An 11,730-nucleotide genomic window follows, 5' to 3' on the forward strand; every position below is an offset into this window, starting at 1 on the left:
TCAACGAATTGTTATGTTTCAGCGACACGGCGGGTAATGACACGGGTATTAACGGCATAGCATTCTTCTCTCAGCAATCCTTGGCGTGAGCTGGATGATGGCTCAGAAATGAGGGAGATACCACCCCTAGGCCGCTAGGGCAGAGAACAGGGGCTGGCAGCCAGTATGCCACGTAAAGCCTCTTGGAGTCGTAATGGCCCGCTTGCTTTAATACGTTGAAATACCTATCTTGGCGCGGGTCGCGGAGTCGCTGCCACGCCACGCCGTAATACATGGACACAACATCTTATACAGTACAATTATTGTACATAAATTGACATAACAGTTTTTCAGAATAGCGTCTCTATTTCGGGTTTTTTAGGCATAAAAAAAGCCACAACGAGGTGGCTTAAAGAAGTCGTTGGTAGTGCTCGTCGCGCTAATCTGGGTCGGTGTTACGCGGGTGTCGCTTGGCGTTTTCCTGGGTTTCCATGCCGCTTTTAAGCTCATGGGTAAGCGGGTCGTAGTTAGGACGCAATTCATCTTTCACCGTGCCGCTCCACAGCCTTGAGCCTACGAAGTATCCGGCCCTCCCGATCACGTGGGCGGCAATCGGCGCAGTGATTAAGATAAACACAATAATGGCAAACGAGCGTGCCACTACGCCCACTTCAGCAAAATGCATGGCCGATGCCAGCATGATTAAAATCACCCCGAGCGCCGCCGCCTTGGTGGTGGCGTGCATACGCGTCAGCAAGTCAGGCAAGCGAAGTAAACCAACGGCGGCTAACAGCATAAAACTAGACCCTGTTAGCAGCATGGCCCCTTTAATTACATCAATCATCCCGCGGCCCTCCACGTTCTAAAAAGCGCGCAAAGCCAATGGCGGCTAAAAAGCCCATCAGCGCAATCACGATCGCGGCGTCCAAGAAGCTCGAGACGCCCGATTGAATCGCATACACACCGACCAACCCCACGACTGTTGTCGAGAACAGTTCTAGGGCCACTACGCGATCTGGCAGACTAGGTCCGCGCACAACGCGAACGAAGGTCAGCACGAGCGCCAAGCCCATGATCACCTGACTAATTAAAATCACGGTTTCCATTAACGAAATAACTCCAGTGCCCTGTGTTCCATCTCTTTCAAATTGCGTCGAAGCTCCTCTTCGTCGTCCAGGAACATCGCATGGATATACAACACTTTACGGTCATCGGACACGTCTAGGCTCAGGGTACCCGGTGTGAGCGAAATCAAATTCGCCACCAGGGTGATCTCCATTTCGGTGCGTGCCGAAAGCGGTAAGGCAATGACCCCCGGCTGCATGTGCCAAGGCGGCGTCAGGATATCGAATGCCACGCGTAAGTTGGCCTGAACCAACTCTTTGATGAAAAAACCGAGAAAGCCGATGAAGCGCGGCACACGAGCAGGATAGCCTTTCAACCCATCGACTTGAGGCTCAATCAGCAGCAACGCGATATAGCCAAAAATCATCCCCACCAACAAATTCAACCCGGAGAAGTCGCCGCTCAGCAGCACCCAGGCCAAACCAAGCAAGAGGTTCCAAATGGCGCCGGTCATGGTGTTTCCTCCAAGCGGTCATCGACACGTTCGGCCTGTATCTCAATGGGATCCAGTAGCGCTGCTTCCGCACTTGCGGAGGCACCGAGTACCGCTTCGATATAGCCTGAGGGCGTCATCAATTGATCGCCTATTTGGTTCATCACCAGCATGATGGGTTCGGCAAACACGCCGATGAGCAGGGACATCATGGCCAGCACCACGACTGGCAGATACATCATCCACAGGCTGGGCTTCAGCAACCGGCCATCATCGCCTGTCGGTGTCGGTGTTTCGGGCACCTGGTTTTCTTCAGGTAGCGCCTTCCAGAACACTTCGTTCCAGATCTTCACCATGGAGTAGAGCGTCATCAAACCCACGGCCAGGGCGATGCCGGTCGCCACGTAAGCCTTTGCCTCAAAGCCTGCGCGCACCAGCACGAATTTGGCAAAGAAACCCGACAGCGGCGGAATGCCCGCCAGAGAGAAGGCGCTAATAAAGAACGCCACGGCCAGCCAAGGGCGTTCACGATATAGCCCGCCCATCTTTTTAAGCTGGTAAGTGCCCTGTAGGCGGTGGGTAATCCCGCTAATTAAGAACAGGTTCGTCTTCACAATGATGTTGTGCATGATGGCAAACACACCGCCTGCAATCGCCAGTGGTGTATAGAGCGCCAGCCCCAGGATCATATAGCCAATCTGGCTGACGATATGAAACGAGAGGATACGCCGGAATTCATACTGGGCGGCCGCCCCCAGCACGCCGGTCACCATAGTGAGAACGGCCCCCCACAGCATGATGTCCTGTAGGTAGCCCATGGTCTGATCAAAGATCAGCGTAAATACCCGGAACAGTGAGTAAACGCCCACTTTGGTTAACAGGCCTGCAAACAGTGCGGATACCGCCACCGGAGGCGTGTGATAAGAAGCAGGTAGCCAGAAAAACAGCGGGAACGCAGCGGCTTTGATACCAAAGGCCACCATAAACATCACCGCCAGCACTTCGACCATGCCGCTGTGCTCGGCTTCATCCATGCGCAGCGCGATATCGGCCATATTGAGTGAGCCCACCGTGCCGTAAAGCAGGCCTACCGCAGTGAGAAAAATGACCGATGCCAGCAGATTGAGCGTCACATACTTGATGGCGCCCTCCATCTGCGCGCGCTCGCCTCCCAGCGTCAGGAGCGCAAACGAAGCCACCAGCATGACTTCAAACCAGACATAGAGGTTGAAGATATCGCCCGTTAAAAAAGCACCCGCCACACCCGCCAACAGCAGATGCATAAGGGGGTAGTAGCCAAATTTTTCGTGGCCGCGGCCAGTCGTCGCCAGGGAGTAAATCCCCATGGCCAAGCCGATGATTCCGGTGAGCAGAATCATCACAGCGCTGAGCATGTCAGCGACGAGCGTTATCCCAAACGGTGCTGGCCAGCTGCCCATTTGAATGGTGATGTAGCCATCTTCTAAGACCGCAACGAACAGCCACAGGCTGACGACAAATAGTACGACGTTGCCAGCCACGGCAATAAAGCGCTGCATGGGCCTCGAGCGCCAAAACATCAGCGAAATGGCCCCGGAAAGCAGCGGCAGCAAAACGGGAAGTGCGACTTCAGGCCTCACGTGTCGGTATCCTTCATCTTGTCTAAATCATCTGCCTTAACGATTTCGTAGGCCCGGCGGATCAATACCACCGCAAACGCCAATACCCCAAAGGCAATCACGATAGCGGTAAGCACCACCGCTTGAGGCAGTGGGTCAGCGACATCGCCCAAAGGCTGCATCATCCCTTCAGGAATCAGCGGCGGTGCGCCACGAGTCATACCGGCGGTAGTAAAAATCAGCAGGTTGGCGGCATTAGAGAGTAGCATCAAGCCAATCACGAGTTTGACGATAGAGCGGCGTAGCATCATAAAAATAGCGGTGGCGTATAACAGGCCAATCGCCAGTGCCATTAACGGTTCCATGGGCGGCCTCCTGCAAACAGCGGGTTGGGTAACTTATGGCTCATCCTTATCCACCTCCATTAATGCCATGACCATGCCCATCACCGACCCCAACACCGCCAGATACACTCCGATATCAAAAATCAGCGGCGTAGACGCTTTAAAGTCGATCACCGGAATCGTCCACCACTGAGCAGTCAGAAAAGGCTGCCCCATGAACCAAGCGGGCACTACCGAGATCATCCCAAAAAAGAGTCCTGCGCCGATCAAGTCTCGCGGGTCGACCATGCGCAGCACCTCTTTGGTGGCACTGACCCCGAAGGCAAACAGGTAAAGAGTGAACGCCCCAGCTGCTACCAATCCGGCAATAAAGCCGCCGCCCGGTTCGTCATGGCCACGCAGCAGCAGAAAAACCGAGAACATCAGTTGCAGTGGCATCAGGAACCGCGCTGCCGTATTCAGAATAATCGTGCCTGATTTAACCATCGTAGGGCTCCTTCACGCTGGCTTTGTCGCTATCCGTCGCTTTGCCTTCTGTCTCCCCATGACGCAGCTTTAGCATCGCAATCACACCAATCGCGGCTAACGCCAAAACAAACATCTCGCCGAGCGTATCGAGGGCACGATAATCCACCAAAATGACGTTGACGATATTGCGACCATAGGCAAGCGGCGCGCTGTTTTCCACCATATAGGTAGAGATCGATTCAAACTGGTCGATACTCCAAGCGGTTATGATCAGCAAGAAGATTAACACCCCCATGGTGGCCGCAACGGCCCCATCACGGATGCGCTCAAGATTGGTGGAGAGATTTGAAAAACGCGGCAATCTGAAAAGTACCAATACCAGCAGGATCACCGTCATGGTTTCTACCAGCAGTTGGGTAATCCCCAAATCTGGCGCGCTAAACAGAATAAAGATCAGCGCGATAGAGAAGCCCATAATGCCCACCGATACCACGGCGCCTAAGCGGGAGCGTGAAATTGTGGCAAACAGCGCCCCCATTGCCATGGTGCCCACCACAATGACTTCATGGAAACGCACGTCTAGGGAGAGCGCCAGCTGCGGAGAGTGGCGCAGCAGTATTGAGTTTCCAATCAGCGCGATCAGCACTACCAGCATGACCAGGATGTAATTGCGCATATAGCCGTTTTGCAGCAGGCGTGTCTGCCATTCGGAGAAGCGCACGATGCCATTCATCAAGCCTTCGTACCCCGCCTCGGGGCCATGACGCATCACCGGTGCCAACCTGGCTAACTGGGCGCGTACGCTGTCCCACCGCTTGAACAGCAAAAAGCCGAAGATCAAGCTCACCACCGACATAATCAGCGCCACGTTGACGCCGTACCACAGCGACAGCGAGACCGGCAGCGTCTCCCCCGCCACCGCCGTTGCTGCCGAGGTCAAGAGCGCATCGGCCCCTAGCACAGCAGGGGCCAAGCCAAGCGCGAGCGACCCGAATGCCAATAGGCCTGGGCCTATCAGCATACTCAACGGCGCCTCATGGGGTATTTGGGGAGTTTCATGGCGTGCGCCGTAGAACGGCCGTAGCGCAACAATCGCCGCCACCGCAATGGTCAAGATGGCTGCCAGGAAGGCAAACAGTACCAGCAACAGTTGAACGCGCTCGGCGCCTAACGCTGCCTCCAGCATGAGTTCCTTACCGATAAAGCCAAACAGCGGCGGCACCCCTGCCAAGGAGAGCGCCGCCACAAAAGCGATTACCGCCGTGACAGGCATAACGCTTCGTAATCCGCCCATGGCGGTGACGTCTTTCGTGCCGGTTTCATGGTCAAGGATGCCCGCCACCATAAACAGCGCCCCTTTATACATGGAGTGGGCGAGCAGAAAGGTGACAAAAGCGGTCATGGCATATTCGGAGCCAATCCCCAGCAGCATAGTGAGCGTTCCCAGCGCCATAATGGTGGAGTAGGCCAGCAGCTTTTTGATATTGGTATGGTGAATGGCTAAGAAGGCACCCGTCAGCATGGTGGTCGCCCCCACCACTGAGAGTATTGTCACCCACATGGCCGTGCCACCCAACTCCGGCTGTAGGCGTGCCAGCAGGTAAATCCCCGCTTTCACCATGGTAGCGGAGTGCAGGTAGGCCGACACAGGGGTCGGCGCCGCCATAGCGTTAGGTAACCAGAAGTGGAATGGGAACTGCGCCGACTTGGTAAAGGCTCCTAGCAATAAGCAGATCAGCATAGGGGCATAAAGCGCATGCTGGCGCAGGTCATCGTCTGACTGCAAAATCTCACTCAGAGACCAGCTGCCGCTGGCGATACCCAATAGCACCAAACCTGCCATTAACGCCAAGCCACCAGCAACCGTCACAAAAAGCCCCTGACGAGCGGATTTGCGTGCTTCAATATCAGTATGGTTAAAGCCAATCAGCAGGTACGAGGTGATGCTGGTCAGCTCCCAGAAAATAAACAGCGTCAGCAGGCCGTCCGCTAACACAAGCCCCAGCATAGAGGCCATAAAGGCGACGAGGGCGAGGTGGAAACGGGCAATATCTTGGTGGCCTTTTAAGTAGCCACCCGCATACACCAGGACACAGGTGCCAATCACCGTAATCAGCAAGCCAAACAGCAGAGAAAGGCCATCCAGTAAAAAGCTAAGGCTAATGCCTAGCGAAGGCACCCACGACCACTCAAGTAACTGAGGCCCGTCACTCAACACCAGGGGCGCTTGACTAAAAAGCCAACCAGCCAGCAACGCCGGAAACAGCGCAAGCAGCAGGCTTGTTCGCTCCCCAAACCAACGGTTGAGCAGCGGTGAAGACGCTGCCAACACGAAGCCCATTAACACGGCAAATTGCATCCGGCGCTTTCTCCCTAGTGACGTTCATTCATCCCAATAAGCCGCCTATACAGATGCACAAGCCGCTTAAACGTTGAATAAGTGTGATTTTATATGCACAAACCTTATACTAGCGTTTCTCACATCTCTAGAAAAGACGGCCCCAATAAAAAACCGCCTAACGTAATACGCTAGACGGTTTTTATAGCAAATACGCGACTTTACGGTGTCGACAACCAGCCAGAGAGCTCGTTATTGACCACTGCTAACAGTGCATCTATATGGTCATCGCGGTCATTCAAACAGGGGATATAGCTAAAGGTTTCGCCACCCGCTTCCATAAAGCTGTCGTGGATCTCCTCTTTGATCTCCTCAAGGGTTTCCACACAATCAGAAGAGAATGCTGGCGAAAGAATCGCAATATGCTTATGCCCCTGCTTGGCCAGCTCGGCAACGTGCTCCACTGTTTGCGGGCCAACCCACTTCTCGGGGCCAAACTGCGACTGAAAGGCGGTATCCACCTCCTCCTTGCTTAAGCCCAGCTTCTCACGCAGCAGCCGTGTGGTTTTCTGGCATTGGCAGTGATAGGGGTCGCCTTCCATTAAATAACGCTCAGGCACCCCATGATAGCTGGCAACTAACTTGGTCGGGCGGCTCTCAAACCCGTCATAAGCTTCCTGTACCGAATTCGCCAGCGCCTGGATATAGGCAGGATGCTCAAAATAAGCGGGCACGGTGCGAATATAGGGCTGCCACTTCATCTTCATCAGCGTGCGAAACGCCTGATCATTCGCCGTCGCGGTGGTGGGCGAGCCGTATTGCGGGTAAAGCGGGAAGAACACAATGCGCTCGCAGCCCTTCTCTTTCATACGCTTTAGCACGCTATCGGTGGAAGGGTTGCCGTAGCGCATGCAGAAATCAACTTCTACATCATCGCCATACAACGCCTTTAAGCGCTCGGTCATTTTTTCCGTTTGGGCACGCGTGATGGTTAGCAGCGGGCTTTCATTCTTCTCATTATTCCAAATACTTTTATACGCATGGCCAGATGAAAAAGGCCGCTTGGTGAGAATGATCAGCTGCAGCAGCGGCTGCCATTTCCAACCGGCGTAATCCACAACCCGTTTATCGGATAAGAACTCGCTGAGATAGCGGCGCATGGACCAGTAGTCGGTGGCATCGGGTGTTCCCAGGTTGGCCAGAACCACGCCCACCTTGGCGCGGGGAACCGCAGGGTGACTGCTGGGCGCATGAGTTAAACGCCCCTCACCGGGTTGATCCTTTACAACGCTATCGGCCATCTCGCTCACTCCTTAGGTGCAGTACATAATGGGCAAAATCTTAACACTTTTCGGCAAAGTCGCGGCATAAAGTTATACTATCAACATTATTTGTATAACTGCAGGCTAACTCATGTCTAAGCCGTTACTGCTCGTATTGGGTGACCAGCTCACGCTGACGCTTCCAACGCTTTGCGACGCGCCTTCCAATGCGGTGGTTGCGCTATGCGAAGTGGCTGAAGAAGCACGCTACGTGCCACATCATCTGCATAAAATCGGTCTATTCATGGCCGCCATGCGTCACTTTGCCGTCACTTTAAGAGATAAAGGCTACACGGTGCACTACAGCCGTATTGATGACGCAGACAACACTCACTCACTTATTGAGGAAGCCGAGCGGCTCGCCAAGCAGTACGGCTGTGACGAAATTCGCGTCACCCGCCCCGGCGAGTGGCGACTGTGGAACGACATGCAGCAGCGCCAAAACAACGCTCTATCCTGGCAGCTAATGGAGGATGATCGCTTCTTCACCACACCAGACGACTTCTCACGCTGGGCAGAGGGTCGCAAACAGCTGCGTTTGGAGTACTTCTACCGAGAGCAGCGCAAGCGCACCGGATTGCTCATGGAAGGCGATACGCCGGTTGGCGGGCAGTGGAACTACGACCATGACAACCGGGAGCCCATTAAAGCAGCATTGAGCTTCCCCGCCTTGCCTCAGCACGGCCAGGATAGCGTAACCAAGGAAGCCCTTCATGACGCGGCGCACTATTTTGACGACCACATGGGGTCGATGGAGACGTTTAATCTACCGGTAACACGCCGCCAGGCTCTGGTAGATTTACACCACTTTATAGAACACGGGCTGGCGGATTTTGGCCGCTACCAGGATGCGATCAGCGATAGCGCACCTTTTCTCTACCACTCGCGGCTCTCTGCGGCGATGAATATCGGCCTGCTCTCCCCTGTTGAAGTGTGCGAAGCCGCCGAGGCGCACTACCATGCGGGCAAGGCGCCGATTAATGCGGTGGAAGGGTTTATCCGCCAGATCCTTGGCTGGCGGGAGTATGTGCGTGGGCTTTACTGGACTCAAATGCCCGGCTACAAACAGAAGAATCAGCTAGGGTTTACCCGCGAGCTTCCTGCCTTCTATTGGGATGCGGATACCGACATGCGCTGCCTACAGCGTGCTATCCAAATGACCATCGATAATAGCTACGCTCATCATATCCAGCGGCTCATGGTGACCGGCAACTTTGCCCTGCTCTGCGGCATAAAGCCCGAGGCGCTGTGTGACTGGTATCTGGCCGTTTATGCAGATGCCAGCGAATGGGTGGAACTGCCGAACACGCTGGGTATGGTGTTACATGCAGATGGAGGGCTGATGGGCTCCAAGCCCTACTGCGCGTCGGGTAAGTACATCGATAAAATGTCCGACCATTGCCAGCACTGCCGCTACTCTCCCAAAGAGATCACTGGCCCCAAGGCCTGCCCGTTTAATAGCCTTTATTGGCATTTTCTGGAAACCAACGCCGAACAGCTCAACCGCAACCCGCGCATGAAACTCATCTACGGTTCGCTTTCGCGCATGAAAGAGGAGAAACGCGAGGCGATTCGCCAGCAGGCAGAGCAGTTTCTCGCCAAGCTACCCACCAGTGAAGGCTACGGCCAGCCAGCCCACACGCAAGGCTATTCTCATCAGGAGACCCGCTCATGAGCCGATTCGCGACGCTAAACGCACAGGCCCCCGTCACGCTTTATCACGATGGCCACTGCCCATTTTGTCGGGTCGAAGTTGCTTGGCTTGTCAAGCACCGTCATCAAGAGCGCGTAAGGCTTATCGATATTCAAAGCAATGAGTTTAACGCAAGCGAAATCGGCCGCAGCTTCGATGCCATGATGGGGCAGCTGCATGTGCAGGATAATCAGGGGAGATGGTTTATCGGCATGGACGCCAGCCGGGCCCTGTATGCGGTGTTGGGCTACCGGCGGCTGGTAAGACTTTCTTGCTTACCGGGCCTGCGAAGCATGATGGATGCAGGCTACCGTTTTTTTGCCCGACGCCGTATCCGGCTGGGGCTGTGGTGGGAAAAGCGTTAGGTTAAACCGTGAACCAGTGATTAAAACACTAGCGGCATACGCGAGGTCAGCGGCGAGCTGTAATGGGCGTCGCGACCAATCACTTCATCCTGCGGCACATGTTGCACCAGGTAAGCGCGATGGATGCCTGCACGTTTTAGCTCCAGATAAACGTCATCTAATGAACGGAACAGCATCGGCTTATTACGTTGCATCAGCATATGGCGTTCGCCTTCTACATCTTCTAGCTCTACTTGGTAGAAGCGGCTTCCCGAATGGGTAATCACCCGAATTTCAAAGTTGTCGTGACTCGCGACGAACTGTTTGAGCGCTTTCAGTTCCATGGTTCCCTCCTGTTATTGGTCATCGTCATGGAGCACAGCATGACGCGGCCCCATGACAATAATATTACCTTGGCACTAACTGCCTAAGAGGGCAATAACAGAAAAGAGTTCCTGACCAATTCGTCAACTTATGGTCGATTTACTGATACTCGGACGGGTCAATCGCCTTACCCAGCGAGTTGCGGTCAATCCAATTACCGCCTTTGGTCTCTTTGTACCGAAACACTACTTTGTCGCCGACCGCGACGGGAAGCTCAGCATCTTCCGTTTGGTAGCTGTACTTCTCTCCCTCCACTACCAGAAAGTAGCGATAAAGGTCGGGCATGCCCAGCCACTCTTTAAAAGGCCCCTCGCGCTCTAGCGACTGGAGTTCACCACGGCCTTCCAACTTAGGAAGACGTTTGCGGTTACCGCGCCTAAAACCACCTGCCATTTGCTACTCCTGTCTATCTATCTGCTCAAGGCTATCTGCTCAATAGGGTTGCGCATTATACGTTCTCCCCCATGTCGCTCAAGTTAATCGCCAAACGCTTCGCCGTAGCTATCGGGAGCCAGGTCCTCAAAGCGCGTGTATTTACCAATAAAGGCCATGTGCACCGTACCAATCGGCCCGTTACGCTGCTTACCGATGATCAGCTCCGCAATCCCCTGGTTGTCAGGGTTATCCGGGTTATACACCTCATCCCGGTAAACGAAGGCAATGACGTCAGCATCCTGCTCGATCGCTCCCGAGTTATGGCTCACGATACCGTCGGCTAACCAGCACGCATCCCCCGGTACGGTTAAGTCAAACACCTCTTCTTCCCCACAGGAACGTATCTCGACGACCTGATCCCAAAATAGCTCGCTGGAGGCTATTTGCGATAAAGCAGCATCACCGAGCACGTCAGCGTAACTGCTGAGCGTGGCCCGTGAAGGTGCGAAGCTAAAGTGCGATGCGCCGCCATAGGCCGTACCCCGCATCGCCGCCATTTGCCGCTGGCTGATCCCTTTTGCCGCCATAGCTTGTTTAACGTGATCAAATACCTCCTGCGGCAAAGTATCGATATTGGTGTTGGCCGTCATCGTTGACGCTTTAATTCGCTCCAGCGCTGGCTGCTGATGACCAAATGCGCCAATCAGCCGGGCGAAGCGTTGCTGTTGCTCGCTTCCCGATACATCCGCGGTATACCATCCGCCACCTTCACCCGATAGAACGTGACAAATTCTGGCCACAATACCGAAGCGCAGCAGCAGGGCGCTAACGTCATCAATAAGGCGACGGCTAACCGTTGCGAAGTAGAGCCGGGTTCGGCCATTTTTATCCGTCGTAATGCTGCCGTCGGTTGCCCACAGATGACGCATAAATAGCGCCAGCTGCTGATTGGAGAGCTTGAAAACATCGCTAGGAATATACTTTTCAGCAGAGCGCTGCCCAAAAATCCCCAATGATTTCAACCAACGCCCTACCCCTTGTGCATGCCAGCGATTGCCATTACCAGCAATGACGAGCTGATGCCAGTTACCACGCCCGGCATGGCGGGTAACGGTTGAACCAAACTGCTCAGCGGCGCGCTGGACAGCCTCACTATTCGCCTCGCTGGCCGTGGTGTAACGTAGCGGTTGGCCTTTGACATAGCTGCCGTCGCCCAACAAATGGGCTAGCAGGATAAGCGCGTGCTCCTCCCATACCACCGGGTTCTCTGGCTCGGGGAGTTGCCTTGCTAACGCAATACGGTCACCCACCTTCAGCTCGGCCACGG

13 protein-coding genes and 1 pseudogene are annotated in these 11,730 nt (G+C 54.6%); 2 read left to right on the top strand and 12 right to left on the bottom strand.

What is annotated here, in order from left to right:
* Positions 1 to 70 precede the first annotated feature (70 nt).
* The 9 genes and pseudogenes from BIS10_RS19045 to hemH all read right to left on the bottom strand — a co-directional run.
* Positions 71 to 244 (bottom strand): annotated as a pseudogene (locus tag BIS10_RS19045) (DASH family cryptochrome); the annotation flags it as partial.
* A gap of 174 nt (positions 245 to 418) precedes the next feature.
* Positions 419 to 823 carry a monovalent cation/H(+) antiporter subunit G gene (gene mnhG / locus BIS10_RS13810; protein WP_044628503.1) on the bottom strand — a complete coding sequence of 135 codons (405 nt, stop codon included), beginning with the start codon at positions 821 to 823 and terminating at the stop codon, positions 419 to 421.
* Positions 816 to 1,085 (bottom strand): monovalent cation/H+ antiporter complex subunit F, encoded by a 270-nt coding sequence (locus tag BIS10_RS13815; protein ID WP_044628502.1) that lies wholly within the window; start codon positions 1,083 to 1,085, stop codon positions 816 to 818. Before BIS10_RS13815 ends, mnhG begins: the two co-directional genes overlap by 8 nt.
* Positions 1,085 to 1,558 carry a Na+/H+ antiporter subunit E gene (locus tag BIS10_RS13820; protein WP_044628501.1) on the bottom strand — a complete coding sequence of 158 codons (474 nt, stop codon included), beginning with the start codon at positions 1,556 to 1,558 and terminating at the stop codon, positions 1,085 to 1,087. Before BIS10_RS13820 ends, BIS10_RS13815 begins: the two co-directional genes overlap by 1 nt.
* Positions 1,555 to 3,156 carry a Na+/H+ antiporter subunit D gene (locus tag BIS10_RS13825; RefSeq protein ID WP_062372776.1) on the bottom strand — a complete coding sequence of 534 codons (1,602 nt, stop codon included), beginning with the start codon at positions 3,154 to 3,156 and terminating at the stop codon, positions 1,555 to 1,557. The genes BIS10_RS13820 and BIS10_RS13825 overlap by 4 nt, the downstream gene beginning before the upstream one ends.
* Positions 3,153 to 3,500, bottom strand: a complete 348-nt coding sequence (locus BIS10_RS13830; protein ID WP_044628499.1) for a Na+/H+ antiporter subunit C — start codon at positions 3,498 to 3,500, stop codon at positions 3,153 to 3,155. Before BIS10_RS13830 ends, BIS10_RS13825 begins: the two co-directional genes overlap by 4 nt.
* Positions 3,501 to 3,533: 33 nt before the next feature.
* Positions 3,534 to 3,965, bottom strand: coding sequence for a Na+/H+ antiporter subunit B (locus BIS10_RS13835; protein WP_044628498.1), 432 nt, complete (start codon positions 3,963 to 3,965; stop codon positions 3,534 to 3,536).
* The gene (locus BIS10_RS13840) at positions 3,958 to 6,306 is read right to left on the bottom strand and encodes a putative monovalent cation/H+ antiporter subunit A (RefSeq protein WP_253506011.1); all 2,349 of its coding nucleotides are present in this window, start codon (positions 6,304 to 6,306) and stop codon (positions 3,958 to 3,960) included. Before BIS10_RS13840 ends, BIS10_RS13835 begins: the two co-directional genes overlap by 8 nt.
* A gap of 200 nt (positions 6,307 to 6,506) precedes the next feature.
* Positions 6,507 to 7,586 (bottom strand): ferrochelatase, encoded by a 1,080-nt coding sequence (gene hemH / locus BIS10_RS13845; RefSeq protein ID WP_044628496.1) that lies wholly within the window; start codon positions 7,584 to 7,586, stop codon positions 6,507 to 6,509.
* 112 nt (positions 7,587 to 7,698) lie between these two features.
* Here hemH and BIS10_RS13850 point away from each other — a divergent pair, with 112 nt between their 5' ends.
* Both BIS10_RS13850 and BIS10_RS13855 read left to right on the top strand, forming a co-directional pair.
* Positions 7,699 to 9,282 carry a cryptochrome/photolyase family protein gene (locus tag BIS10_RS13850; RefSeq protein ID WP_253506013.1) on the top strand — a complete coding sequence of 528 codons (1,584 nt, stop codon included), beginning with the start codon at positions 7,699 to 7,701 and terminating at the stop codon, positions 9,280 to 9,282.
* Positions 9,279 to 9,665: a thiol-disulfide oxidoreductase DCC family protein gene (locus tag BIS10_RS13855; protein WP_083025737.1), complete on the top strand. Its 387-nt coding sequence runs from the start codon at positions 9,279 to 9,281 to the stop codon at positions 9,663 to 9,665. Before BIS10_RS13850 ends, BIS10_RS13855 begins: the two co-directional genes overlap by 4 nt.
* Positions 9,666 to 9,685: 20 nt before the next feature.
* Here the strand turns inward: BIS10_RS13855 and BIS10_RS13860 are convergent, their stop codons facing one another.
* The 3 genes from BIS10_RS13860 to BIS10_RS13870 form a co-directional block, all read right to left on the bottom strand.
* Complete coding sequence (locus BIS10_RS13860; protein WP_074210310.1) at positions 9,686 to 9,988, bottom strand: DUF6482 family protein; 303 nt, start codon at positions 9,986 to 9,988, stop codon at positions 9,686 to 9,688.
* A 139-nt stretch (positions 9,989 to 10,127) separates the two neighbouring features.
* Positions 10,128 to 10,421: a hypothetical protein gene (locus BIS10_RS13865; protein WP_044628494.1), complete on the bottom strand. Its 294-nt coding sequence runs from the start codon at positions 10,419 to 10,421 to the stop codon at positions 10,128 to 10,130.
* Between the two features lie 83 nt (positions 10,422 to 10,504).
* Positions 10,505 to 11,730 (bottom strand): LAGLIDADG family homing endonuclease (locus tag BIS10_RS13870; RefSeq protein WP_301282054.1); only part of this gene is annotated, 1,226 nt, incomplete at its 5' end.

This window comes from Halomonas sp. 707B3, from assembly GCF_024158645.1.
Lineage (GTDB): Bacteria > Pseudomonadota > Gammaproteobacteria > Pseudomonadales > Halomonadaceae > Vreelandella > Vreelandella lionensis.

Coding starts and splice junctions, on each gene's coding strand:
- mnhG (WP_044628503.1), bottom strand. CDS start 823: ATGATTGATGTAATTAAAGGGGCCATGCTGCTAACAGGGTCTAGTTTT.
- BIS10_RS13815 (WP_044628502.1), bottom strand. CDS start 1,085: ATGGAAACCGTGATTTTAATTAGTCAGGTGATCATGGGCTTGGCGCTC.
- BIS10_RS13820 (WP_044628501.1), bottom strand. CDS start 1,558: ATGACCGGCGCCATTTGGAACCTCTTGCTTGGTTTGGCCTGGGTGCTG.
- BIS10_RS13830 (WP_044628499.1), bottom strand. CDS start 3,500: ATGGAACCGTTAATGGCACTGGCGATTGGCCTGTTATACGCCACCGCT.
- BIS10_RS13835 (WP_044628498.1), bottom strand. CDS start 3,965: ATGGTTAAATCAGGCACGATTATTCTGAATACGGCAGCGCGGTTCCTG.
- BIS10_RS13840 (WP_253506011.1), bottom strand. CDS start 6,306: ATGCAATTTGCCGTGTTAATGGGCTTCGTGTTGGCAGCGTCTTCACCG.
- hemH (WP_044628496.1), bottom strand. CDS start 7,586: ATGGCCGATAGCGTTGTAAAGGATCAACCCGGTGAGGGGCGTTTAACT.
- BIS10_RS13850 (WP_253506013.1), top strand. CDS start 7,699: ATGTCTAAGCCGTTACTGCTCGTATTGGGTGACCAGCTCACGCTGACG.
- BIS10_RS13855 (WP_083025737.1), top strand. CDS start 9,279: ATGAGCCGATTCGCGACGCTAAACGCACAGGCCCCCGTCACGCTTTAT.
- BIS10_RS13860 (WP_074210310.1), bottom strand. CDS start 9,988: ATGGAACTGAAAGCGCTCAAACAGTTCGTCGCGAGTCACGACAACTTT.
- BIS10_RS13865 (WP_044628494.1), bottom strand. CDS start 10,421: ATGGCAGGTGGTTTTAGGCGCGGTAACCGCAAACGTCTTCCTAAGTTG.